This is a genomic window from Actinoallomurus sp. NBC_01490, from assembly GCF_036227085.1.
GTDB lineage: Bacteria > Actinomycetota > Actinomycetes > Streptosporangiales > Streptosporangiaceae > Actinoallomurus > Actinoallomurus oryzae.
In genome coordinates, this window is record NZ_CP109433.1 from 4,081,683 (window position 1) to 4,104,593 (window position 22,911).

Genomic DNA, 22,911 nt, shown 5'->3' on the forward strand with positions numbered 1-22,911 from the left:
GTGATCTCATCGCAGGCCGGGCGGGGTGAGGGCGGCCACGTGTTGACACCTGTAAAGATTAACGCCCTGTTTCGTTCCGGTCACTGGTCTGGAACCGAAATGTGATCATGCGTGCGACGCTGACGGAGCACATGACCGAGCGAAGCGAGGGAATCAAAAGACGCGCCCCTGTGGTCACTCCCTCCGACGCAGGAGGGCCCATGACCGAGCGGAGCGAGGGAATCAAAGGACACGACGTGGTGGTCACACCCACCCATCCCGGGCGCCCGCGGCAACGCGGAGCTCGCGGAGCGTTTCCGTGGGGTGGGGCGCAGGAGGACTCTTGAGCAAGACGCTTGTGGTGACCAACGACTTCCCGCCCAGGCCCGGCGGGATCCAGGCCTTCGTGCACAACCTCGCCGTACGGCGGCCGCCCGGTTCGGTCATCGTGTACGCGCCGGCGTGGAGGGGCGCGGCGGCCTTCGACGCCGCCCAGCCCTTTCCGGTCGTGCGCCATCCCGGCCGGCTGATGCTGCCGGTGCCCACGGTCCTGCGCCGGGCCGTCCGCATCGTACGGGCCGAGGGCTGTGACTCGGTGGTGTTCGGGGCGGCGGCGCCGCTCGGTCTGCTGGCACCGGCGCTGCGCCGCGCCGGCGCGGCCCGGATCGTCGGCCTCACCCACGGCCACGAGGCGGGCTGGGCGTCGCTGCCGGGCACCCGCGGCCTGCTGCGCCGCATCGGCGACGGCGTCGACGTGCTCACGTATCTGGGGGAGTACACCCGCGGCCGGATCGCCCGTGGCCTGTCGCCGTCCGCGGCGGCGCGCATGCGGCGGCTCGCGCCGGGTGTGGACGAGACGGTGTTCCACGTCGGCGCCGGCGGAGCGGAGATCCGCGAGCGGTACGGCCTGGTGGACCGGCCGGTCGTCGTCTGCGTCTCACGTCTCGTGCCGCGCAAGGGCCAGGACACCCTGATCCGGGCGTGGCCCCGGGTGCTGCGCGAGGTACCGGACGCCGCGCTGCTGCTCGTCGGCGGCGGACCGTACCGGACGGCCCTCGAACGCCTGCGCGACGAGACGGGCGTGGCCGGGTCGGTGCGGATCGCCGGCACCGTCCCGTGGGACGAACTGCCCGCGCACTACGACGCCGGCGACGTCTTCGCGATGCCGTGCCGCACCCGGCGGGCCGGCCTGGACGTCGAGGGGCTCGGCATCGTCTACCTGGAGGCGTCCGCGACCGGGCTGCCGGTCATCGCGGGCGACTCCGGCGGCGCGCCGGACGCCGTGCTCGCGGGCGAGACGGGCGTCGTCATCGACGGCCGCTCGGTCACCGCCGTGGCCCGGTCCGTCATCGACCTGCTGAGCAACCGGGCGGAGGCCGTCGCGATGGGAGAGAAGGGCCGTGCGTGGATCGAGCGCGAGTGGCGCTGGGAGGTCCAGGCACGGCGCTTCGCCACGCTGCTGGACGGTTAGGGGCGTCCGCGTCCCTCGAACCGAAACCCCCATGCCCCGACGGTGAGCGCCGATGAGAGGGCCATGGACCACGGGAAAGGCGGTCGGCCACCGTGACCTCGGGCTTCCCCGATGTCTGAGCCAGCCGAGACCCGCGTACGTCCCGCGAGGCGCCGCGTGGTGAACTCAGCCGGTCGCGGGCACGCGTCCCAGCAGGCGGACCAGCAGGGCCACCGCCATGGTGATCGCGGCGTTCACGCCGATCGCCGGGTGGACGCCCGCAGGCGCGGTGGCGACCGTGCTGAGCAGAGGGATGCCGACGGTCGTGCCGACCTGTTGCGCCATCGCGCTCAGCCCGGTGGCCAGTCCCTGCTCGTGGTCGGGCAGGCCGGAGGTGACGGTGACGACATAGGCCACGACGGCCACCATGTTCCCGAAGTAGCAGGCCGCCAGGGCCGCCACCACCCACCAGGCGGTCCCGGCGACGAGCAGCCCGGCGACGGCCAGGCCCTGGATCGCCAGCCCCAGGGCCAGTACGCCGGGCGCGTCCATCGGGCCGATGAGGCGGGGCGCGACGGTGCCTCCGGCCAGGGCGAGAAGCCCGGCGGCGCCGAAGGCGAGCCCGGTGGTCGTGGCGGCCAGGCCGAGCGTCTCCTGCAGGTGGACCGTCATCAGGAAGGTCGCGCCGGTGGCCATGCTGACCGTGGTCAGGCCGCCGAGGACGCCCAGGCCGACCGTGCGCCTCCGCAGGACGTGCACGGGCGCGAGCGGATCGGGACTGCGCAGTTCGATGAGCAGGAACGCGGCCAGCAGGGCCGCGGCGGGCACGAACGCCCACCGCGCCGCGCCGCCGGTCGTGACCCCCCAAATCAGGGCGAGTAGCCCGAGTGTGACGGTGACCGCGCCGGGCAGGTCGAGCCGGGCCGTGCGGCCGTCGCGTCCCTCCGGGATCAGCCGGGGAACCGCGGCGACGATGACCAGCGCGACGGGGACGTTCACCAGGAAGGCCCAGCGCCAGCTCCACAGCCCGGTCAGCACCCCGCCGAGCAGCGCGCCACAGGTGAACCCCGCCGCCGTGATCGCGCCGTTGAGTCCGAGTGCCCGCGCGCGCAGCGGCCCCTCGGGGAACGTGGTGGTGATCAGCGAGAGGGCGGCGGGCGCGGCGATGGCGGTGGACAGCCCTTGGGCGACGCGGGCGGACAGCAGCACGACGGGCGTGTGGGCCGTCCCGCCGAACAAGGAGGCGGCGGCCAGCAGGCCGAGCCCGATCAGGAGCATTCTGCGCCGGCCCGCCAGGTCGGCGACCCGTCCGAACAGCAGCGTGAAGCCCGCGGCCGGGAGGGCGTAGGCGGTGGCCACCCACTGCAGAGTGTGAAGGGTGAGCCCGACGCCCCTGCCCACGGCGGGCAGGGCGACATTGAAGATGGAGAAGTCGGCGGCCAGCATGAACTGGGTGCCGAGCAGGAGCACCAGCACCACTTTGTGGCGTGGGCCGATGCGGGCGGCCGGGACGTCGATACGCGTGGTCATGGCACTTGAGCGTGCTGACGGTGCCGGCGCTTACCCAGCCACCCGGTTTTCCTACGCCTGACAGGGTCAGGCTGACCTCTCACCCAACCGGCATGATGCGATACATGCCTGTGAGGACGGAACTGGGACGGTTCCTTCGCGCGCGTCGCGATCGGCTCACCCCCGAGGACGTCGGCCTGACCCCCTACGGATCGCGCCGTCGTGTACCGGGACTGCGCCGCGAGGAACTCGCCCAGCTCGCCGGGGTGAGCGTGGCGTACTACACCCGGTTGGAGCAGGGGCAGAGCGTGAACGCCTCAGACGCCGTACTCGACGCGATCGGGCGGGCGCTGCGGCTGGACGACGAGGAGCAGGCACACCTGCGCGGCCTGGCCGGGCCGCCGCGTAAGGGCGTGCGGCGGTACCGGTCCGAGCGCGTGCGGCCCGCCACGGTCACCGTCCTGCGCTCGATGGACGTCAATCCGGCGCTCGTCCTCGGCAGGGCGGCCGACATCCTGGCCTGGAACCGCCCCGCTCATGCGCTGCTGGCTCCCCATCTCGCCCTGGACGCCCCGGACCGGCCAGGCGACCGTCCGAACATGGCTCGCCTGGTGTTCCTGGAGCCGCACACACGCGACCTGTACGCCGAGTGGCCGGCCAAGGCACGTGACACGGTGGCCTACCTCCGCAAGGCCGCCGGACAGTGGCCGGACGATCCGGCGCTGACGGAGCTGGTCGGGGAGCTGACGATGAACAGCGCGGAGTTCGCCGCCATGTGGGCGCGCCATCCGGTACGCGACTGCCACTCGGTCACGGTGAAGTTCCGGCACCCGCTGGTCGGAGAGATGACCCTGGCGGAGGAGGTGTTCCGGCTGCAGGAGCAGCCCGGTCAGCGCCTTGCCGTCTTCGCCGCCGAGCCCGGCTCGGCGTCCGAGGCGGCCCTCCGCCTTCTCCTCGCCTCCTGACGGCGTCGCCTGGGCGCCGCGCAGCAGAACGGCGGGCCTTCGCGACGGGCCCAAGCTAGGAGTAGAGCGCCTCGATCTCGTCCGCGAAGTCCTTCAGCACGACGTTGCGCTTGACCTTCAACGTCGGCGTGAGGTGGCCGGTCTCCTCGGTGAAGTCGGTCTCGAGGATCCGGTACTTCTTGATCGACTCGGCCCGCGACACCGACGCGTTGGTCTCGGCCACCGCGCCGTCGATCTCCCGTACGAGGTCGGGGTCCTCGGTCAGCTCGGCCATCGACAGCGACGACTTGCCGTGCTCCTCCTTCCACGGCTCGATCGCCTCGGGGTCGAGGGTGATGAGGCAGCCGATGAACTTGCGGCCGTCACCGACGACGAGGCACTGGCTGATCAGCGGGTGCGCGCGCAGCCGGTCCTCCAGCGGGCCGGGGGCGACGTTCTTGCCGCCGGCGGTGACGATGAGCTCCTTCTTCCGGCCGGTGATCTTCAGATAGCCGTCGCCGTCGAGCTCGCCGATGTCGCCGGTGTGGAACCAGCCGTCCTCCAGGACCTGCTTGGTGGCCTCCTCGTTGTGCCAGTAGCCGGCGAAGATGTTCGGGCCCTTGGCCAGGACCTCGCCGTCGTCGGCGATGCGCACCGCGGTGCCGGGGATGGGCTTGCCGACCGTGCCGATGCGGTTGTCGCTCGGCAGGTTGACCGCCACCGGCGCGGTCGTCTCGGTCAGGCCGTATCCCTCGAGGATGGTGATGCCGACGCCGTTGAAGAAGTGGCCGAGGCGCTCGCCCAGCGCGGCGCCCCCGGACACGGCGTGGGTCACCCGGCCGCCGACCGCCGCCCGCAGCTTGGTGTACACCAGCCGGTCGAAGACCGCGTGCTTCAGCCGCAGGCCCAGGCCCGGGGAGGCGGCCCGGCTGTAGTCGATCGCGGTGTCGGCGGCGATGCGGAAGATCTTGCCCTTGCCGTCGGCGGCGGCCTTCTGCTCGGCCCCGATGTAGACCTTCTCGAACACGCGCGGCACGGCGAGCAGGAAGGTCGGGCGGAACGACTCGAGGTCGCCGACGAGGTCGGTCAGGTCGGGGGTGTGGCCCATGACCACGCCGGCCTCCACGCAGCCGACCTGGATGAGCCGCGCGAACACGTGCGCGAGCGGGAGGAACAGCAGGGTCGAGCCGTCGCTGAGGCCGAACACCTCCGTCAGGGCGCCCTCGATGGTGTTGCGCGCGGTCGCGAGGAGGTTCTCGTGAGTGATCTCACAGCCCTTCGGGCGGCCGGTCGTGCCCGAGGTGTAGATGACCGTGGCCAGGTCGCCGGACGTACGGGAGGCGCGCCGCTCGTCGAGGTCGCCGCCGACCGCCTCGTCGCCCTCGCCCGACGGCCGGGACGGCGGGTCGTCGACGCGCCACACGTGCGCGAGCTCGGGCAGGTCGTCGCGGACGGACGCCACCGCCTTCTCGTGCTCGTCGCTCTCGACGAACATCGCCTTCGCGCCGGAGTCGCTGACGATCCACGCGATCTGCGAGGCGGAGGAGGTCTCATAGATCGGCACGGTGACCCCGCCGGCCGTCCAGATGGCGTAGTCGGCGACGGTCCACTCGTAGCGGGTCCGTGACATGAGGGCGACGCGGTCGCCCGGCTCGACGCCGGCCGCGACCAGGCCCTCGGCGACCCGGGCGACCTCGTCGCCGAACTCGCGGGCGCTGACGTCGCGCCATCCCGCGCCGTCCTTGCGGCGGAAGACCGTACGGCCGGGCTCCTCGGCGGCCCGGGAGAAGAGCGTCTCGGTCAGATTCGCCGAGCCGGCGATCGTCACCTGCGCGGGAACGCTGAACTCACGCACGGATCTCTCCTTTGCGGGCATTGAGGCCAGGGGCTGCACGGACGCTACCGCGTCTACTTACCGATCGGTAGCCTCCGGCGGGTGACGCGTCTCGCATTTCTTCTTACCACCGCTCGGCGCGCTTGCTCACCACCGTCGCGTCGCACCCGCTGAGCCCGCGCGGGCCGGGGCGGGCGCGGCGCGCCGGGGAAGTCCTCCCCATCCGTACGGGTCTTCAACGCTCCCGCGGGGGCACCGGAGCGGACCGGCCGGACAAAGACCAGGTCAAGCCGGCCCGGACGGCTTCCGGGCGTCGCGAGAATGCGCTCGCCGGGGCGATCGGGGGGAAAGATGTCGCTGCTCGAGGTGATCACGCAGACCGAGGCGGACGCGGAGGCCGCCGAGGAGGGAGGCGCCGACCGGGTCGAGGTCGTGGCGGATCTGCGGGCCGGCGGGCTGTCGCCCGATCCCCGCGTCGTCGCCGGGATGCGCCGCGCCACGTCCCTGCCGATGCGCGTCATGCTGCGGGCCAAGACCGGGTTCCGCACGAACGGCCCGGAGCTGGACCGGCTGCGGCGGGCGGCCGGTGAGCACGCCGAGGCCGGGGCGGACGGCTTCGTCTTCGGTTTCCTGGAGGCGGCCGGCGCGGTCGACACATCGGCCACCACGAAGCTGGCCGACGCCGTCGCGCCGCTCCCGTGGACCTTCCACCGGGCCATCGACAGCGCCCTGTGCGCCGACGAGGCATGGATGGCGATCGAGGAGCTGGCCGGCCTGGACGCCGTGCTCTGCGCCGGGTCCCCGCGCGGAGTCGAGGCGGGCATGGAGTCGCTGCTGCGGCGCGCCGCGGCGTACGCGCCGCTGATGCTCGTGGGCGGCGGGCTGCGGCGCAAGCACGTCGCCGTGCTCACCGCCGCCGGCGTGGACGCGTTCCACGTCGGCGCGGCCGTCCGGCGGCGCGCCGCCTCCGGGGCGGCGGTCGTGGACGCCTCGCTCGTACGCGCCTGGCGGGCCGTGCTCGACGCTTCGCTCGTCTGATGGTCGCGCTCGCCTCCTCACTCACTCCGCGGACGGCTCGTCCCTCACCGCCCACTCCGCTCGCTCGTCAGCTCCCCGCTCGTCTGATGGTCGCGCTCGCCTCCTCACTCACTCCGCGGACGGCTCGTCCCTCACCGCCCACTCCGCTCGCTCGTCAGCTCGCCGCTCGTCTGATGGTCGCGCTCGACGGTCGTCTGGAGGCGGCGTTCACGGAAGTAGGGTGCACCTATGCGGGTTCATGTGGTGAGCGACGTACACGGGCGCGTGGACGCGCTCGCCGCCGCCGGCGACGGGGCCGACGCGCTCGTGTGTCTCGGGGACCTCATCCTCTTCATCGACTACGACGACCACGCCCAGGGCATCTTCGCCGACCTGTTCGGCGAACGGCACGCCGACACGTTCATCTCGCTGCGCACCCAGAAGCGCTTCGACGAGGCGCGGGAGTTCTCCCGGCGGTTGTGGGCGTCGCTGGAGGGCGACCCGCGGTCGCACATCGAGGCGGCGGTCCGCCGCCAGTACAAGGCGCTGTTCGGGGCCATGCCCACGCCCGCGTACCTCACGTACGGCAACGTCGACATCCCGCGCATGTGGGCGGAGAACCTCCGCGAGGGCCAGCACGTGCTCGACGGGGAGACGGTCGAGCTCGACGGCTTGCGGTTCGGCTTCGTCGGCGGCGGCCTGCGCACCCCGTACCGCACGCCGCACGAGATCGACGACGAGACCTACGCCGCCAAGGTCGCGGCCGTGGGCGCGGTCGACGTCCTGTGCTGCCACATCCCGCCGGCCGTGCCCGAACTGCTCTACGACACCGTGGCGCGCCGCTTCGAGCGGGGCAGCGAGGCGGTGCTGGAGGCCATCCGCGACACGCAGCCGCGCTACGTGCTGTTCGGCCACGTCCACCAGCCGCTCGTACGCCGGACGCGGATCGGCCGCACCGAATGCGTCAACGTCGGGCACTTTCGCGCTCGCGGCGTTCCGTACGTTCTGGAGTGGTAACGGCTACGCTCCCGCAGGAAACGTTCGAGTGCCGAAGAAAGGACGCCCGCGATGGCGGATCGTACGAGTGCGAGCATGACGATCGGCGCCTCCGCACCAGAGATCATGGCGGTGATCGCCGACTTTCCGGCATACCCTGGATGGGCCGAGGGCATCACCGCCGCCGAGGTCCTCTCCACCGGAGATGACGGGCGGGCAGAGCAGGTACGCATCACGTTGGAGGCCGGGCCCATCAAGGACACCTATGTCCTCGCCTATGACTGGGACGGTGACGACGCGGTGCACTGGAACCTCGCCGAGGCCGGCGCGATGCTGACCGGTATGACCGGGGCATATCGTCTCGCCCCGGCCGATGGGAGCACCGAGGTGACCTACGAGCTCGCGGTCGACGTACGGATCCCGATGATCGGAATGGTCCGGCGCAAAGCGGAGAAGCGGATAATCGAGACGGCGTTGAAAGGGCTCAAGCAGCGCGTCGAAGCCTAGGCTCACCCCGGATGCCCGGCCTGTGTGTCACGCATCCCTCGCGGGACGGTACCGTTTCACGCCGAACGATTAGGTAGATGATGACCCCATGAGTGAACAGCCAGCATCGGCGCTGTTTGAGGCAGTGCGTCTCGTCGAGGTGCTGCGGAAGCGCGTGAGCGGTGCCACGGGCGCCGGCTCCGGATCCGGCGACGTGTGGAGTGAGGCCACCAGCGAAGCCTGGGGCGAGCACATCGCGACCGGAGCGCCGGAGTGCCGCTACTGCCCGGTGTGCCGGGCGATCGCGGCGTCCCGTGCGTCCGGTCCCGACGTGGTGAGCCACGTCATGTCGGCAGGCGAGTCACTCTACGCCGCTCTCCGCGAGGCGGTGGCGGGGTTCGAGCGGACGAAGCCGGCCGAGTCGCCGCGCCACGAGCCGGGTGGAGAACCGGCCGACGGCGGCCGGTCGCAGGGTGACTAGGGGGCCGCGTCGATGACGCTGACCATTGGTGTGGATGTCGGCGGTACGAAGGTCGCCGCCGGGGTGGTCGACGACCACGGCCGGATCATCGAGAAGCTCCGGCGCCCGACGCCCTCGACCAGCCCCCATGAGACGGCGGCGGTCATCGCCGAGGTCGTCGACATCCTCAAGGGCAAGTTCGACGAGGTCGAGGCGGTCGGTCTCGGTGCCGCGGGCTTCGTGGACGAGAGCCGTTCCATGGTGCTGTTCGCGCCGAACCTCGCCTGGCGCGACGAGCCGCTCAAGAAGAAGGTCGAGGGCCAGGTCGGCCTGCCGGTGATCGTGGAGAACGACGCCAACGCCACCGCGTGGGGCGAGGCGAAGTTCGGCGCCGGCCGCGGCGAGGACCACATCGTCCTGATCACCCTGGGCACCGGGATCGGCGGTGGGCTGATCATGGACGGCGAGCTGTACCGCGGCCGGTTCGGCATCGGCGGTGAGTTCGGGCACTTCCGCGTCGTCCCGGACGGACGGCGCTGTGGCTGCGGCAACCGCGGCTGCTGGGAGCAGTACGCCTCCGGCAACGCGCTCGTCGCCGAGGCGCGCGAGCTGGCGCGTGTCTCCCCGGCGCTGGCCGGCCGCCTGCTGGAGCTCGGCGACGGCTCGCCCGAGGGCATCAGCGGCCCGGAGATCACCGAGGCGGCGCGCGGCGGCGACACCGCGGCCCTGGAGTGCTTCCGCAGCGTGGCCGCGTGGGTCGGCCAGGGCATGGCGGACCTGGCCGCCATCCTCGATCCGGGCGCGTTCATCATCGGCGGCGGCCTGTCGGAGGCGGGCGACCTGCTGCTCGACCCGGCACGCGCCGCGTTCGAGAACGCCCTGACGGGCCGTGGCCACCGGGTCTTCGCCGACATCCGGATGGCCGAGCTGGGCCCCGACGCCGGTATCGTCGGCGCGGCGGACCTGGCGCGCCTGCGCTGAGTCTCTGAGCTCCTTTTGACCACGATCCGGCTGCTCAGCTACAACGTCCGGTCGATGCGCGACGACCGCGCCGCGCTGGCCCGGGTGATCCGGAGGCTGGAGCCGGACGTCGCGTGCGTGCAGGAGGCGCCGAGGTTCGCGTTCTGGCTCCGCAAGCGCCGCTGGCTGGCCCGGCGCACGTCGCTGGGCCTGGCCGTACGCTCGCGGCCCGCGGGGCTGGAGCTGTACGCCGGGCCCCGCACGGCCCTCCTGCACCGGCGGCACCGCCTGCTCTCACCGGTACCGGGCCTGCACCGGCGCGGGCTGGTCTTCGGGCTGTTCGAGGTCGGCGGGGCGCGGTTCGTGGCGGCCAGCGTTCACCTGGACCTGGCCGACGGGCCGCGCCTGCGGCACGCCGAGGAGATCGTGACGGAGCTGGCGCGGATACGCGAGCGGTTCGGCGCTCCGGTCATCCTCGCCGGGGACGTCAACGAGGAGCCCGGGGGAGCGGCGTGGGAGCACCTGGCGTCGCGGTTCCAGGACGGCTTCGCGACGGCGCCGTGGGGCGAGGGCGCGACGTACAGCTCATGGGAGCCGCGCACCCGCATCGACGGCGTCTTCGCCGACCCCGAGGTCGAGGTGCTGAGCTGCGGGGTGCCCGACGAGCCGGAGTTGCTCGCCGACTACCCGATGGCGACCGACCACCGCCCGGTCGTGGCCGAGCTCCGCGTCCGCGCGAGTTGAGCCCGCGCAGTGGCGCGGTCCCCGTCCGCGCGGGCTCTTGATCAGACGACCGCGCCGTCGTCGTCCTCCGGCGGGTCGTCGCCCATGCGCAGGACGAGCGCGACGAAGCCGCCGATGAAGGCGGCGACCGCGACGAAGGCGGCCCAGCTGGGGACGTCCCAGCTCAGGAACACCGACGCCACCAGGTAGACCGGCCCGCCGAGCAGGGCGATCCAGGCGAAGCGGGTCAGCGCGTCCGGTTTCGGGAGCGGGGGAGGGGGCGGAGGGATGAAGTGGTCCTCGTCGTCCTCGTCGTCGGTGGCGGGCTTGACGACGCGGGCGGTCATCAGCTCGCCGTTCGTCTCCGCGGGCGGATCGTCGCCCGGGTCCTCGGCGGTGTCGTCCAGGGGATCGTCGAGGTCCTCCTGGGCCGGCCAGGGCGTCTCGCCGGGGGCCGACGGCTGGTCGAAGGACGCGACGATCTCGGCGAAGATCTGGTCCTCGTCGCGGGAGGCGGCGTAGTCCTCCCGCAGCTCCGGAAGCCGCGCCTCGAGGATCTCCTCGGCGGCGGCCTTGGCACTGGCGTCGGCGTAGAGCCGGTCGGTGGGCTCCTCCGGCAGCCGGACGTCCAGATAGCCTCCGGTCTCGCCCGGCGCCGGCACCGCGTACGCGGCGATCCCGGCCTCGCGCAGGGCGGCCAGCATCGCGTCGGCGAGCTGTGGTGTCAGGTCGGCGAGAGGAACGTACGCGTCCGCGGTCAGCCCGTTGCCTCGCCGGCTCATCGGCCGGTCCCCCTCTGTGCGTGGCCGGAGCCGCCGGGTGGCAGGCCCGTCGCCTCCGACCTGACGCCTGGCGTGAGCGCCATGGCGCCTCCCCTCGGAACTCCCGTCGACCGACGCTTCACGAAGAGCCTACGGCCGGGACAACTCTGTTTGACCAAAAGGTTGCGGGTGCGGATCGTGGGCGCGCAGGCCCGGGGTTGGGAAGATGACCATCATCTCTCAGTTCGCTCTCCGGGCGCACACCTATGGTCGGGCGGGAGGTTGTTTTACCGGTTGTCACGTGGTCCTCACCGCCATTGTCCACCCGGAGGGCCGGTGGGTACGGGGTGACGGCCCGGTGACCGGAACGCGACCGCCCGCCGAACCCTTCCCGGCTTTACCCTGCGGTCGCGAAAAGTCAGGATGTTCTCCCCGTACGGGGCTGATGGGAGGGCTGGCGATCCGCTATGGTCTAGACCAATCGCGGTGCACCGTGCCTCGCGCGTGATGCCGCATCCACCGTTCCCGGCCCACTAGTCTGGTCGGGTCAGTCCATGGTTCGAAGAGGAGTAGGCATGCGTGTCGGAGTGCTGACCGGCGGCGGTGACTGCCCCGGCCTGAACGCCGTCATCCGCGCAGTGGTCCGCAAGGGCGTCCAGGAGTACGGATACGAGTTCGTCGGCTTCCGCGACGGCTGGCGCGGTCCCCTCGAGGGTGACACCATTCCGCTGGACGTCCAGGCCGTACGCGGCATTCTGCCCCGTGGCGGCACCATCCTCGGTTCGTCCCGCACCAACCCGATCAAGATCGAGGGCGGCGTCGAGCGGATCAAGGACAACCTCGCCGGGCTGGGCGTCGACGCGCTCATCGCCATCGGCGGCGAGGACACCCTGGGTGTCGCGCGGCAACTGCACGACCGCGGCGTCAAGGTCGTCGGCGTGCCCAAGACGATCGACAACGACCTCAACGCGACCGACTACACCTTCGGGTTCGACACCGCGGTCAACATCGCGATGGAGGCCATCGACCGGCTGCACACCACGGCCGAGTCCCACCACCGCGCGCTGATCTGCGAGGTCATGGGCCGCCACGCGGGCTGGATCGCGCTGCACGCCGGCATGGCGTCCGGCGCCAACGTCATCCTGATCCCCGAGCGGCCCTTCGACATCGAGAAGGTCTGCGGCTACGTCGAGAGCCGGTTCAAGACGAAGTACGCGCCGATCATCGTCGTCGCCGAGGGCGCGCACCCGGCCGACGGCCAGATGGACGTCCAGAGTCAGGAGCTCGACGCCTTCGGTCACGTGCGCCTGGGCGGCATCGGCGAGCGCCTGGCCGCCGAGATCGAGAAGCGCACCGGCAAGGAGGCCCGCACCACGGTCCTCGGCCACATCCAGCGCGGCGGCACCCCGACCGCGTTCGACCGGGTCCTGGCGACCCGCTTCGGTCTGCACGCGATCGACGCGGTGCACGACGGCGACTGGGGCAAGATGGTCGGCCTCAAGGGCACGGACATCGTCCGCGCCGACCTGAGCGCGGCGACGGACGAGCTCAAGACGGTCCCGGCCGAGCGGTACAGCGAGTCGGAGGTCTTCTTCGGCTGATCCCGGCCGGACACCTGGGCCCTCGCCTCACGGCGGGGGCCTTTCGCCGTCCGAGGCGTGTCCATCGGGCCGCTGTCCCCGGGACGCGGTCACCAGGGTGTCGCCCGCGGGCGTGCGGTAATAGAGCACCGAGCGGCCCGTGCGGCGGCGGGTCACCAGGCCCGCGTCGAGAAGGATCTTCAGGTGGCGGCCCACCGAGCCCAGCCCCTGGCCCGTCAGGGCGACCAGCTGTGTGGTGCTCTTCGGTGACGCGAGCAGCGTCAGGACGCCCGCCCGCGCCGGGCCGAGCAGGCGGCCCAGCGCCTGCGGCGCGCCGGGTCCGTCCCCGTCCGCCAGGACGCCCGCGCACGGGTACACCACCGCGTACCGGTGCGGCTCCTCCCACGACACCCAGCCCCGGCCGGGCGTGACCGGGACGAACAGCAGTTGCGCGCCCGAGATCACCCGTGGCGGGTGGTCGTACATGTTGATCCGCAGGCGCCCGTCGCCGAGCCAGCGCATTCCCGGGCGCATGTCGTCCAGGGCCGCCGCCCAGCCGCCCTCGCCGAGCTGTCGCGTACGGGCGAGGATGTCGGCCTCCAGCAGCCGCCGCCGGCGCGGCCAGTACGGGCGCACCGCCTCCGTCCACACCCACTCCAGCAGGTCCGCGGCGCGCGAGGGCAGGTCGGGCCGGTCCAGCACCGACGGCAACGGGCCGTTCAGCGACACCGTCAGGTCCGCGCGGGCCGCGTCCGGCGGTGTCTCCCGGATCCGGATCACCTCGTCGGCGAACGACGGGCCGCCCTCGGCGAACGGCGTGGGCGTGAGGAAGTCGGCGTTCCAGCTGCCCATGAGCCCCGCACGTACGAGCAGGGCGGTGACCGGATCGCCGCGGAGCCGTTCGCGGTACGCCGGCAGGTGAGCGGAGAGCCACGCGCGTTCGCCGGGGTGGGCGGCGGTCGCGCGCTGCAGGGCGACCAGGGAGGCGATCGTCTCGTTCAGCGCCGAGATCAGGAATCGGCTTCCGGCCACAGTGTCCGCGTTGACCTGCCACAACCCCACCGAGGTTTCGCCTCCCCGCGAAACCATAACGGTCATCGCGCCCCCGCAGTCATATTTCCCGCCATGCGCACCTACAGGGAGCTTTTCCGGACCGACGAGTTCACCCCGCTGTTCGCCGCGAGTTCCCTCCAGATCGCCGCCTCGACGGTGAGCGGGCTCGCGCTCGGCACCCTCGTGTACACCGCCACCCGGTCGCCGCTGCTGTCCGCGCTCAGCATGTTCGGCGCCTCCTTCGCCCAGCTGGCCGGCGCCATGGCACTGCTGTCGGCGGCGGACCGGCTGCCGCCCCGGGCGGCGATGACCGCGATCGGGCTGGTGTTCGCGCTGAGCACGGTGGCGCTGGCCGTGCCCGGCCTGCCGATCGGCGCGGTCTTCGCGATCATCCTCGGCCAGGGCCTGGTCGCGTCGGTGGGCGGGGGAGTCCGGTACGGGCTGCTCAGCGAGATCCTTCCGGCCGACGGCTACCTCCTGGGCCGTTCGGTGCTGAACATGTCCGCCGGGACGTCACAGGTCTGCGGGTTCGCGGCCGGAGGCGTGCTGGTCGCCACACTGTCCCCACGGGGCACGCTGCTCGCGGGCGCGGCCCTCTATCTCGCCGCCGCGGCCGTCGCCCGTACGGGCCTGGCCGCGCGCCCGCCGCGCGCCGCGGGCCGCCCCTCGGTGACCGAGACCTGGCGGAGCAACGCGCGCCTGTGGTCCGACGGGTCCCGCCGCTGCGTCTACCTCGCGCTCTGGGTGCCCAACGGGTTGATCGTCGGCTGTGAGTCGCTCTTCGTCCCGTACGCGCCCGGGCACGCGGGCCTGCTGTTCGCCGTGGCGGCGTTCGGCATGCTGGTCGGGGACACGTTGACCGGCCGGTTCGTGGCGGCCCGGTGGCGGCGGAGGCTCGGCGCGCCGCTGCGCCTGCTGCTCGCCGTCCCGTATCTGGTCTTCGCGGTGAACCCCCCGGCGCCCGTCGCGGTCCCCGCCGTCGTCCTCGCCTCGGTCGGCTACTCCGCGACGCTGTTGCTCCAGGAGCGGCTGATGGCCATCACCCCGGTCGCCATGCACGGGCACGCGCTGGGCCTGCACACCTCCGGCATGCTCGCCATGCAGGGAGTCGCCGCCGCCCTCGCCGGGGCCGTCGCGCAGCACACCTCGCCGGCGACGGCCATGGCCGTGATGGCGGCGGCGTCGGTGGCGGTCACGCTGGCCCTCGGGCCCGGCCTGCGGACGGTGGAGCGCCCGCCGGAGCCCGTCGGCTCGGCGCGGTGACAAAACCGGATGCGGCCGTGGGGCCCCCGATGTGAGGATCGTGGGATGGACGCATCATGGGCCCTCGACGAACTCGCCCACGCCGGTCCCGAGCACCTCGACCCGGGCTTCGTCGCCGGCTATGAGACGAAGGCCGGATACGACCGGGGCGGTCTGACGGACGTCGAGGAGGACCTCGCCGAGCTCGCCGGGCTCGACGGCACTCTGGTCGACCTCGGCGCCGGCACCGGACGCCTGGCGTTCGCCGCCGCGCCGCGGTTCCGCCGCGTGGTCGCGGTCGACGTCTCGCCCGCGATGCAGGAGGTCCTGCGCGAGCGTGCGGCCGGGCTCTCCAACGTCGAGTGCGTGCGCGCGGGTTTCCTGTCCTACGAGCACACCGGCGCGCCCGCGGACGCCGTGTGCACCCGCAACGCGCTGCACCAGCTGCCGGACTTCTGGAAGGCGCTCGCCCTGGAGCGCGTCGCGCGGATCATGCGGCCCGGCGGCGTGCTGCGGCTGCGCGACCTGGTCTATGACTTCCGCCCGGAGGAGGCCGACGAGGTCATCGAGCGCTGGTTCGACGGCGCGGCGGCCGATCCCGCACGGGGCTACACCCGCGAGGACTTCGCCGAGCACCTCCGGACCGAGCACAGCACCTTCCGCTGGCTGCTGGAGCCGATGCTGGAGGCCACCGGATTCGAGATCGTACGGGCCGACTTCCGGGCGCGGATCTACGGCGCGTACACCTGCGTGAAACGGTGACGACCCGGGGAACACCGTGCCCGAGTCGCGGTGTTGCACTTCTTGCGCGACACTAGGTCTGTCTCGAAGTCGCCGCACGGCAGGCAGCGGAGCCTTGAGACGGACCCCAGACGAGTCGCCCCTTTCCCGGTTCCCCTTGCAGGAGGTCATCCATGCCGATGCTCGACGCGGCGGCCGAGAGCACGAGCCGGCCCACCCCTGTGAACGGTGAGCCCTGTGTGCTGCTCAAGCTGGGTGAGCTCGTACTCAAGGGCAGAAACCGTGACCTGTTCGAGCGGCGGCTCCAGAACAACATCCGCGCCGCGGTCAAGGGCCTCGGCATCAAGATCCACATCTGGCAGCGCGAGGGCGTCATCGTCGTCCGCACCGAGAGCGGCGAGCTCGCCGACGTCGACGCCGTCGCCCGGCGCATGACCGACGTGATGGGCATCGTGTGGGTGCACCGCGCCTGGCGGGTGGACAAGGACCCCGACGCGGCCGTACGCGCGGCGCTCGACCTCGTCGGCCAGCACCCGGCGCTCGTGCGCAAGGGCCCGTTCGCGATCCGTTCGCGGCGCCGCGACAAGCGCTTCCCGATGACCTCCTCGGAGCTGAACATCCTGCTCGGCTCGAAGGTCCAGGAGCGCTACGACCTGCCGGTCGACCTGAAGAACCCCGACATCGCGGTGTTCGTCGAGGTCGACCAGCGCGAGGTGTTCGTCTTCACCGACGGCATGCCGGGCGCGGGCGGCCTGCCGGTCGGCATGAGCGGCCGGGCGCTCGTCCTCATGTCGGGCGGCATCGACTCGCCCGTGGCCGCCTACCGCATGATGCGCCGCGGCCTGCGCGTGGACTTCCTCCACTTCTCCGGCATGCCCTTCACCGGCCCCGAATCGATCTACAAGGCGTACGCCCTGGTCCGCGAGCTGGACAAGTTCCAGGGCGGCTCGCGGCTGTTCGTCGTGCCGTTCGGCAAGGCGCAGCAGCAGATCAAGACCTCCGGCGCCGACCGGCTGCAGATCGTGGCGCAGCGACGGCTGATGCTGAAGACCGGTGAGATCGTCGCGCACAACCTCGGCGGGGCGGCGCTGGTGACCGGCGACTCCCTCGGCCAGGTGAGCAGCCAGACGCTCCAGAACATCACCGCGCTCGACGACGCGGTCGAACTCCCGATCCTGCGTCCGCTCATCGGCATGGACAAGATCGAGATCATGGATGAGGCTCGCCGCATCCACACGCTGGCGATCTCCGAGCTGCCGGACGAGGACTGCTGCACGGTCCTGACCCCGCGTCGCGCCGAGACCCGCGCCAAGATCGAGGATCTTCGCCAGATCGAGAAGCGCCTCGACGCCGGCGAGATGGCCGAGCAGCTCGCCACGACCCTGCAGGAGCACCGTCCGGCGTACGGCGACACCGGCGCCTGACCCGCCGATGCCCGTCCGCTGACGGGCATCGGCGTCCGGAGAGCGCGCGCCAGAGCAGGCGAGCCGGCGGGCGGGGGCCGGAGCCCCCGCCCGCCGACGGTCATCGCCTCGGCCGGCCCTCCGGCAGCGCGAGGATCAGCAGGCTGACCACCAGCAGGGCCAGGCCGGCCAGGGCGACCCCGGCCAGATGCTCACCCAGCACGAACAGGCCGAGCACCGCCGCGACGGCGGGTTCGGCCAGGGTGAGCGTCGTCGCCGTGGCGACCGGTGTGGTGCGCAGCCCGCGGCCGTACAGGACGTAGCCGACCCCTGTGGTGACCAGGCCGAGGTAGAGCGCGGCCGGGCCGCCGCGTGCGGTGAAGAGCCAGCCGGCACCCTCGAACAGGAGCACGGGCAGCAGCAGGACGCCGGCGCCGGCGAACAGGACGCCGGTCACCGCCCGGTCCTCCTCCCCGCGCGTGATCAGCGCGGACGCCGCGGTGGCGTACGCGGCGTACCCGAAGCCCGACAGCAGGGCGAGGGCGATGCCGACCGGCTCGACCCCGGCGGACCGGCCGCCGACGGTCAGCGCGGTGCATCCGGCCACCGCGCCGACGGTGGACAGCAGCCAGCGGCGGCTCGGCGTGCCCATCCGCAGGGCCAGGGTGAGCAGCCCCGCGAACACCGGCCCGCTGCCGATCGTGACGACCGTGCCGGTGGCGACACCCGTACGGGCGACGGAACTGAAGAACGCCACCTGGTAGATCGCGGCGAGGGCGGCGCCGAGGAAGAGGATCAGCCGGGTGCGGCGGCCGGCGGCGATCAGCGGCCGCAGGCCGCCGGAGCGCACGGCGAGGACGAAGAGGAAGGCCCCGCCGATGAGCAGCCGGGCGGCGCCCACGACGACCGGACCCGCGTGCGTGAAGCTGCGAACGGTGCCGGTGGTGCCCCAGAGAGCGGCGGCGAGGACGATGTCGGCCGCGCCGCCGAACCGGCGTACGGGCGTGGTGGTACTGAGGGACGTACTGGTCACGAGAGAGACTCCAGGCTCGAACCGGATGATGAACACCGGATCCGGGGACGCGCCTGAACACGTTCACGACCACGCCGGGCGGTGCGCCGGGCGTGGGGAAGGGGCGGCCCCGGTCAGAGCCGGGGCGGTCCGAGCTGAGCGGTGAAGTACGCCATGACCGGAGAGCCTAGCCCGCCCATGACACGCCGGTCGAAGCGGGGCCGTCACCGGCGGGGTTCCGGCCGGGCGCGCCGGTCCTCCGCCGGCGCGCCCGTGCCCGGCGACGTCCGCGCGGGCAGGCACCCGGCGTCCCCGCGGGTGCACCGCCCGCCCGGCGTCGTCCGGGGCCGGGGAGGCGGCCCCGTGACCGGCGGGGCGGCCTCCCCGGCCCGGTTCACGCGGTGGCGAGGGTGCGGCCCACCAGCGGGGGGAGGTCGCGGACGGTCTTGGCCAGTTCGCGCAGGTCGCCGTTGACGAGCGCCTGCGGGCCGTCGCACAGCGCCTGTTCCGGGTGGGGGTGCACGTCGATGATCACGCCGTCGGCGCCCACGGCGATCGCCGCGCGGGTCAGCGGCAGGACCAGGTCCCGCCGCCCGCCCGAGTGCGACGGGTCGATGATGACGGGCAGGTGCGACAGCCGCTGGGCGACCGGGACCGCGGAGATGTCCAGCGTGTTCCGCGTGGCCTTCTCGAACGTCCGGATGCCGCGCTCGCACAGGACGATGTCCAGGTTGCCCCGCTGCGCGACGTACTCCGCCGCCATCAGCCACTCTTCGATCGTCGCGTTGAAGCCGCGCTTGAGCATCACCGGCCTGCCCGCGCCGCCGACCGCCTGCAGCAGCGCGAAGTTCTGCATGTTGCGCGTGCCGACCTGCAACATGTCCGCGTAGGAGGAGACCAGCTCGACGTCGTGGGCGTCCACCACCTCCGTGACGATCGGCATGCCCGTCTCCTTCCGTACCTCGGCCAGGATCCGCAGGCCCTTCTCGCCCAGGCCCTGGAACGCGTACGGCGAGGTCCGCGGCTTGAACGCCCCGCCACGCAGCAACGTCGCGCCGGCGGCCTGCGCCATCTGCGCCGCGGCGAGGGTCTGCTCCGGCGTTTCCACCGCGCACGGCCCGGCGATCAGCGTCATGGTCCCTGGCCCGATCGGCACGCCCCCGACCCGTACGACCGAGCGGTCCGGGTGGTTCTCCCGGCTGACCAGCTTGTACGGCACCGAGATCCGCACGACGTCGGCGACCCCGCGCATCCCGCGCAGGTTCAACGTGCCGAGCTGCTCCACGTCGCCGACCAATCCGACGATCGTGCGGTTCACGCCCCGGCTGACGAACGCGTCGGCGCCCGCCGACTCGACGCGTTCGACGACGGCCTGGACATCGGCCTCCTCGGCCTCGGCGGCCATGACGACGACCATGCTGTTCCCTCTTCCCAGAAACGACGAATGCCCCGGGCCTGATGGCCCGGGGCATTCGTCAGCGGTTGCCTTTTAGCGCAGCGTCTTCCTGGCAGCCGCCCGTGACCCGGGCCCGCCATAGCTAAAGAAGACGTTGCTCACACCGGAACAGTAGCCCATCGCGGGGCATGCCCGTGCGGGAGGGGTCCGCGTAGCGCGTCTCGGGGCGAATGGCAGGATGGCGGGCGATGAGGAAGTGCGGGCGGAAGACACACGATGGCGGCTGACACGCCGCTCCCGCCGGGGCAGCACGTTCCGCGTGACTGGCCGGTCCTGCACTACGGGCCGGTGCCGAAGTTCCGCCCTGAGCGCTGGGACCTGCGGGTGCAGGGCGCGACCGCCTCCGGGCAGGAGAGCCGCTGGACCTGGCCCGAGGTGGCGGCGATGGCACGGGAGCGGGTCACGGCCGACTTCCACTGCGTCACCAAGTTCTCCATCCCTGGTGTCGTCTGGGAGGGCATCCGCGCGACGACGCTGGCCGCGCTCGCCCCGCCCGCGGACGACGCCACCCACGTGATGGTCTGGGCCGAGTACGGCTACAGCGCGAACCTGCGGATGTCGGACTTCCTCGCCGACACGTCCCTGCTGGCCACCCACCGCGACGGTGAGCCCCTCACTCCCGAGCACGGCGCGCCGCTCCGCATGGTCGTCCCGCACCTGTACGGCTGGAAGAGCGTCAAGTGGCTCCGCGCGATCGAGTACCTGGTCGCGGACCGGCGCGGGTTCTGGGAGGAGCGCGGCTACCACAACCTCGCCGACCCCTGGCTCGAGCAGCGCTACTCCTACCAGGAGGAGACCCCGCCGGCCTGACACGCGACCCGGAACCCCCGCCCTCCGAGCGGGCGGCCGAGCGGGCGGAGTCAGACCGCTTACGGGCAAAGCCCCACGCGTTTCGTGACCACCGTATTACCGTCTGCTGTCATGCTGCTGAGTTCCGCCGACGCGCTGATCGCCGTGGCGGCCGCCCTCACCGTGGGCGCCGCCGGCTGGTCGCTGTGCGCGATGCGGCAGCGCACGGGCAGGGGCGCCTTGGCCGACGAGGCGACCTTCGCCGCGCTGCACACCGTCTCGGTCGCCTCCACGTCGCTGCGGGCCGGGCTGACCGAGGACTCCGCCCGCAAGGCCGTACGCCACCTGCGGGACCTGCTCGGCGTCCCGGTCGTCGCGGTCACCGACACCGAACGGCTCCTCGTCTGGGAGGGCGGCATCGCCCACTCCGACTCCACGCTCCGCCTCGCCGAGCCCGTCCTGACCTCCGGCCGGTCACGGGTGATCGTCCGGGAGCTCGACCCCTGCGGCGACCCGCACTGCCAGGTCCGGGTCGCCATGATCGCCCCGCTGACCATCGACGGCCGGGTCGCGGGCGCCCTCGCGGCGTACGCCGAGCGCGCGCGGTTCCACCGGCTGCGCATCCTGGGCGAGGTGGCCCGCTGGATGTCCGGACAGCTCGAGCTCGCCGAGCTCGACTCCTCCAAGGCGCGGCTGATGGAGGCCGAGATGCGCGCGCTGCGCGCGCAGATCTCTCCGCACTTCGTCTACAACTCGCTGACCACGATCGCCTCGTTCGTGCGCACCGACCCCGAGCGCGCCCGCGAGCTGGTGCTCGACTTCGCCGACTTCGCCCGTTACTCGTTCCGCAACCCGCGCGACTTCACCACCCTGGCCGAGGAGCTCCGCTCGATCGACCGTTACCTGCTGCTCGAGCGCGCGCGGTTCGGCGAGGAGCGCCTGCGGTTCAGCGTCGAGATCGCGCCCGAGGTGCTGCCCGTCGCCGTGCCGTTCCTGTCGCTGCAGCCGCTGGTCGAGAACGCCATCCGCCACGGCATGGAGTGCGGCATGCAGCGGTTCCACGTGCGCATCGTGGCCCGCGACGCCGGGGCCGAGGCCGCGATCAGCATCGAGGACGACGGGGTCGGCATGGACCCCGACAAGCTGCGGGCCCTGCTCGAATCGGGCGACGACGGCGGCACGGCGCGCGGCATCGGCCTGCTCAACGTGGACGACCGGCTGCGCCAGGTCTACGGCGAGGAGTACGGCCTGGTCATCGAGACCGCGATCGGTGCGGGCATGAAGGTCAGCCTCCGCGTGCCCAAATGTCACACAGATCTGTCCGCAGGGTAAGAGTCGCGTCTTACTCCATGAAATCTATTGCACACGGAGAGTAAAGGGGGCAGTCTCCTGCCATGTTGCGCGTGCTCGCCGCAGACGACGAGGCTCCGGCCCTCGAGGAGCTCACCTACCTCCTCCGCCGGCATCCGCGCGTCCAGGCCGTCCAGCCGGCGGCCGACGCCGCGGAGGCGCTGCGCGACCTCGGCCGCATGGTGTCCGAGGGCGACCGGCTCGACGCGGTGTTCCTCGACATCCGCATGCCGGGCCTCGACGGGCTCGACTTCACCCGGCTCGTCACCGGCTTCGCCGACCCGCCCGCCGTCGTCTTCGTCACCGCCCACGAGGAGTTCGCGGTGACCGCGTTCGAGCTCGGCGCGGTCGACTACCTCCTCAAGCCGGTCGATCCCGGCCGCCTCAGCGAGGCCGTTCGGCGCGTCGAGCAGACCGTTCGCCGCGACGCCGCCGTCGAGGAGCCCGAGGCCGACGAGATGATCCCGGTCGAGCTCGCCGGCCGCACGCGGATGATCCCGCTCGCCGCCGTCACCCACGCCGAGGCGCACGGCGACTACGTACGGCTGCACACCTTCGACGGCAGCTACCTCATCCGGGTTCCGCTCGCCGCGCTCGCCGAGCGGTGGAGGCCGGTCGGATTCATCCGCATCCACCGCAAGACGCTCGTCTCCACGGCACACATCAGCGAGCTGCGATTCGACGACGGCCGCGCGGTCCTGCAGGTCGGTGAGCGCCCGCTGCTCGTCAGCCGGCGACACACCCGCGAGGTCCGTGACCTGCTCGTCCGCAGATTCCGGCAGGAGGCCCGCGGCCCGAGATGACCGAACGCGTCACCGTCACCGTTCCCGGGGCCCGCAGACGTGGCCCCCGCCGAAGACCCCCCGACGAACACGCGGAGCCGGGCGCGGCACGGGTCAGATCCCTGATCCGCGCGCAGGCCCGGCTCGCCCTCGCAACCCTCACGATCATCTTTCTTCTCCTCGCCGGCCTGCCGATGTTGTTCGCCTGCGCCCCGGGCCTGTCCCACGTGCGGCTGCTGGGCGTCCGGCTGCCCTGGCTGATCCTCTGCGGTGGCGTCCAGCCCGTCTGGGTGGTCGCCGCGCATCGCCACGTACGTCTCGCCGAGCGCGCCGAGCGCGCCTTCACCGAACCGGCACGGCCCGAGTGACCCCCACCTCGGTGCC

22 protein-coding genes are annotated in these 22,911 nt (G+C 72.4%); 16 read left to right on the forward strand and 6 right to left on the reverse strand.

The genetic code is table 11. The annotated features are described in order from the left end of the window. The first annotated feature begins 322 nt into the window (after positions 1 to 322). On the forward strand, positions 323 to 1,450 hold the full coding sequence (locus OG417_RS19575) for a glycosyltransferase family 4 protein (RefSeq protein WP_329257857.1): 1,128 nt from the start codon (positions 323 to 325) through the stop codon (positions 1,448 to 1,450). Positions 1,451 to 1,615: 165 nt separating this feature from the next. On the opposite strand, the gene OG417_RS19580 is transcribed toward OG417_RS19575, so the two are convergent. Further along, the gene (locus tag OG417_RS19580; RefSeq protein ID WP_329257859.1) at positions 1,616 to 2,959 is read right to left on the reverse strand and encodes an MFS transporter; all 1,344 of its coding nucleotides are present in this window, start codon (positions 2,957 to 2,959) and stop codon (positions 1,616 to 1,618) included. A 104-nt stretch (positions 2,960 to 3,063) separates the two neighbouring features. Between OG417_RS19580 and OG417_RS19585 the strand changes: the two genes are divergently transcribed. Then, a complete protein-coding gene (locus OG417_RS19585; RefSeq protein WP_329257862.1) occupies positions 3,064 to 3,903 on the forward strand; it encodes a helix-turn-helix transcriptional regulator in 840 nt (279 codons plus the stop codon). Between the two features lie 55 nt (positions 3,904 to 3,958). On the opposite strand, the gene OG417_RS19590 is transcribed toward OG417_RS19585, so the two are convergent. Further along, the gene (locus OG417_RS19590) at positions 3,959 to 5,737 is read right to left on the reverse strand and encodes an AMP-dependent synthetase/ligase (RefSeq protein ID WP_329257865.1); all 1,779 of its coding nucleotides are present in this window, start codon (positions 5,735 to 5,737) and stop codon (positions 3,959 to 3,961) included. A 330-nt stretch (positions 5,738 to 6,067) separates the two neighbouring features. On the opposite strand from OG417_RS19590, the gene OG417_RS19595 reads away from it, so the two are divergent. From OG417_RS19595 to OG417_RS19620, 6 genes are all read left to right on the forward strand, one after another. After that, positions 6,068 to 6,754: a copper homeostasis protein CutC gene (locus tag OG417_RS19595; protein ID WP_329257868.1), complete on the forward strand. Its 687-nt coding sequence runs from the start codon at positions 6,068 to 6,070 to the stop codon at positions 6,752 to 6,754. A gap of 228 nt (positions 6,755 to 6,982) precedes the next feature. Continuing rightward, positions 6,983 to 7,750, forward strand: coding sequence for a metallophosphoesterase family protein (locus OG417_RS19600; protein WP_329257872.1), 768 nt, complete (start codon positions 6,983 to 6,985; stop codon positions 7,748 to 7,750). Positions 7,751 to 7,801: 51 nt separating this feature from the next. Beyond that, the gene (locus OG417_RS19605; protein ID WP_329257875.1) at positions 7,802 to 8,236 is read left to right on the forward strand and encodes an SRPBCC family protein; all 435 of its coding nucleotides are present in this window, start codon (positions 7,802 to 7,804) and stop codon (positions 8,234 to 8,236) included. Between the two features lie 88 nt (positions 8,237 to 8,324). Beyond that, complete coding sequence (locus OG417_RS19610) at positions 8,325 to 8,696, forward strand: hypothetical protein (protein WP_329257878.1); 372 nt, start codon at positions 8,325 to 8,327, stop codon at positions 8,694 to 8,696. 12 nt (positions 8,697 to 8,708) lie between these two features. Beyond that, positions 8,709 to 9,656 (forward strand): ROK family glucokinase, encoded by a 948-nt coding sequence (locus OG417_RS19615; protein WP_329257881.1) that lies wholly within the window; start codon positions 8,709 to 8,711, stop codon positions 9,654 to 9,656. 15 nt (positions 9,657 to 9,671) lie between these two features. Further along, on the forward strand, positions 9,672 to 10,379 hold the full coding sequence (locus OG417_RS19620; protein ID WP_329257884.1) for an endonuclease/exonuclease/phosphatase family protein: 708 nt from the start codon (positions 9,672 to 9,674) through the stop codon (positions 10,377 to 10,379). A gap of 41 nt (positions 10,380 to 10,420) precedes the next feature. On the opposite strand, the gene OG417_RS19625 is transcribed toward OG417_RS19620, so the two are convergent. Continuing rightward, positions 10,421 to 11,140 (reverse strand): hypothetical protein, encoded by a 720-nt coding sequence (locus tag OG417_RS19625; protein WP_329257887.1) that lies wholly within the window; start codon positions 11,138 to 11,140, stop codon positions 10,421 to 10,423. Positions 11,141 to 11,694: 554 nt separating this feature from the next. On the opposite strand from OG417_RS19625, the gene OG417_RS19630 reads away from it, so the two are divergent. Next, positions 11,695 to 12,720 carry a 6-phosphofructokinase gene (locus OG417_RS19630; protein WP_329257890.1) on the forward strand — a complete coding sequence of 342 codons (1,026 nt, stop codon included), beginning with the start codon at positions 11,695 to 11,697 and terminating at the stop codon, positions 12,718 to 12,720. Positions 12,721 to 12,747: 27 nt separating this feature from the next. On the opposite strand, the gene OG417_RS19635 is transcribed toward OG417_RS19630, so the two are convergent. Next, the gene (locus OG417_RS19635) at positions 12,748 to 13,761 is read right to left on the reverse strand and encodes an ArsR/SmtB family transcription factor (protein WP_329257893.1); all 1,014 of its coding nucleotides are present in this window, start codon (positions 13,759 to 13,761) and stop codon (positions 12,748 to 12,750) included. A 63-nt stretch (positions 13,762 to 13,824) separates the two neighbouring features. On the opposite strand from OG417_RS19635, the gene OG417_RS19640 reads away from it, so the two are divergent. The 3 genes from OG417_RS19640 (at position 13,825) to thiI (ending at position 17,159) form a co-directional block, all read left to right on the forward strand. Further along, positions 13,825 to 15,015 (forward strand): MFS transporter, encoded by a 1,191-nt coding sequence (locus tag OG417_RS19640; RefSeq protein ID WP_329257896.1) that lies wholly within the window; start codon positions 13,825 to 13,827, stop codon positions 15,013 to 15,015. Between the two features lie 45 nt (positions 15,016 to 15,060). Further along, positions 15,061 to 15,756, forward strand: a complete 696-nt coding sequence (locus tag OG417_RS19645) for a class I SAM-dependent methyltransferase (protein WP_329257899.1) — start codon at positions 15,061 to 15,063, stop codon at positions 15,754 to 15,756. Positions 15,757 to 15,908: 152 nt separating this feature from the next. Then, positions 15,909 to 17,159 (forward strand): tRNA uracil 4-sulfurtransferase ThiI, encoded by a 1,251-nt coding sequence (gene thiI / locus OG417_RS19650; RefSeq protein ID WP_329257902.1) that lies wholly within the window; start codon positions 15,909 to 15,911, stop codon positions 17,157 to 17,159. Between the two features lie 100 nt (positions 17,160 to 17,259). Here thiI and OG417_RS19655 read toward each other — a convergent pair whose 3' ends face one another. Then, complete coding sequence (locus tag OG417_RS19655) at positions 17,260 to 18,171, reverse strand: EamA family transporter (protein WP_329257905.1); 912 nt, start codon at positions 18,169 to 18,171, stop codon at positions 17,260 to 17,262. Positions 18,172 to 18,544: 373 nt separating this feature from the next. Then, the gene (aroF, locus tag OG417_RS19660; RefSeq protein WP_329257908.1) at positions 18,545 to 19,567 is read right to left on the reverse strand and encodes a 3-deoxy-7-phosphoheptulonate synthase; all 1,023 of its coding nucleotides are present in this window, start codon (positions 19,565 to 19,567) and stop codon (positions 18,545 to 18,547) included. 255 nt (positions 19,568 to 19,822) lie between these two features. Between aroF and OG417_RS19665 the strand changes: the two genes are divergently transcribed. From OG417_RS19665 to OG417_RS19680, 4 genes are all read left to right on the forward strand, one after another. Then, complete coding sequence (locus tag OG417_RS19665; RefSeq protein ID WP_329257911.1) at positions 19,823 to 20,416, forward strand: molybdopterin-dependent oxidoreductase; 594 nt, start codon at positions 19,823 to 19,825, stop codon at positions 20,414 to 20,416. Positions 20,417 to 20,527: 111 nt separating this feature from the next. Next, the gene (locus OG417_RS19670) at positions 20,528 to 21,727 is read left to right on the forward strand and encodes a histidine kinase (protein WP_329257915.1); all 1,200 of its coding nucleotides are present in this window, start codon (positions 20,528 to 20,530) and stop codon (positions 21,725 to 21,727) included. Between the two features lie 62 nt (positions 21,728 to 21,789). Next, entirely contained in the window at positions 21,790 to 22,548 is a 759-nt protein-coding gene (locus OG417_RS19675; protein ID WP_329257918.1) for a LytR/AlgR family response regulator transcription factor, read from the forward strand. Then, positions 22,545 to 22,895 (forward strand): hypothetical protein, encoded by a 351-nt coding sequence (locus OG417_RS19680; protein ID WP_329257921.1) that lies wholly within the window; start codon positions 22,545 to 22,547, stop codon positions 22,893 to 22,895. Before OG417_RS19675 ends, OG417_RS19680 begins: the two co-directional genes overlap by 4 nt. Positions 22,896 to 22,911 lie beyond the last annotated feature (16 nt).

Bases quoted from the DNA above. Each gene is read 5' to 3' on its own strand.
- thiI (WP_329257902.1), top strand. From the start codon at position 15,909: ATGCCGATGCTCGACGCGGCGGCCGAGAGCACGAGCCGGCCCACCCCT.
- OG417_RS19640 (WP_329257896.1), top strand. From the start codon at position 13,825: ATGCGCACCTACAGGGAGCTTTTCCGGACCGACGAGTTCACCCCGCTG.
- OG417_RS19675 (WP_329257918.1), top strand. From the start codon at position 21,790: ATGTTGCGCGTGCTCGCCGCAGACGACGAGGCTCCGGCCCTCGAGGAG.
- OG417_RS19625 (WP_329257887.1), bottom strand. From the start codon at position 11,140: ATGAGCCGGCGAGGCAACGGGCTGACCGCGGACGCGTACGTTCCTCTC.
- OG417_RS19600 (WP_329257872.1), top strand. From the start codon at position 6,983: ATGCGGGTTCATGTGGTGAGCGACGTACACGGGCGCGTGGACGCGCTC.
- OG417_RS19585 (WP_329257862.1), top strand. From the start codon at position 3,064: ATGCCTGTGAGGACGGAACTGGGACGGTTCCTTCGCGCGCGTCGCGAT.
- OG417_RS19665 (WP_329257911.1), top strand. From the start codon at position 19,823: ATGGCGGCTGACACGCCGCTCCCGCCGGGGCAGCACGTTCCGCGTGAC.
- OG417_RS19645 (WP_329257899.1), top strand. From the start codon at position 15,061: ATGGACGCATCATGGGCCCTCGACGAACTCGCCCACGCCGGTCCCGAG.
- OG417_RS19595 (WP_329257868.1), top strand. From the start codon at position 6,068: ATGTCGCTGCTCGAGGTGATCACGCAGACCGAGGCGGACGCGGAGGCC.
- OG417_RS19630 (WP_329257890.1), top strand. From the start codon at position 11,695: ATGCGTGTCGGAGTGCTGACCGGCGGCGGTGACTGCCCCGGCCTGAAC.
- OG417_RS19610 (WP_329257878.1), top strand. From the start codon at position 8,325: ATGAGTGAACAGCCAGCATCGGCGCTGTTTGAGGCAGTGCGTCTCGTC.
- aroF (WP_329257908.1), bottom strand. From the start codon at position 19,567: ATGGTCGTCGTCATGGCCGCCGAGGCCGAGGAGGCCGATGTCCAGGCC.
- OG417_RS19680 (WP_329257921.1), top strand. From the start codon at position 22,545: ATGACCGAACGCGTCACCGTCACCGTTCCCGGGGCCCGCAGACGTGGC.
- OG417_RS19580 (WP_329257859.1), bottom strand. From the start codon at position 2,959: ATGACCACGCGTATCGACGTCCCGGCCGCCCGCATCGGCCCACGCCAC.
- OG417_RS19670 (WP_329257915.1), top strand. From the start codon at position 20,528: ATGCTGCTGAGTTCCGCCGACGCGCTGATCGCCGTGGCGGCCGCCCTC.
- OG417_RS19615 (WP_329257881.1), top strand. From the start codon at position 8,709: ATGACGCTGACCATTGGTGTGGATGTCGGCGGTACGAAGGTCGCCGCC.
- OG417_RS19605 (WP_329257875.1), top strand. From the start codon at position 7,802: ATGGCGGATCGTACGAGTGCGAGCATGACGATCGGCGCCTCCGCACCA.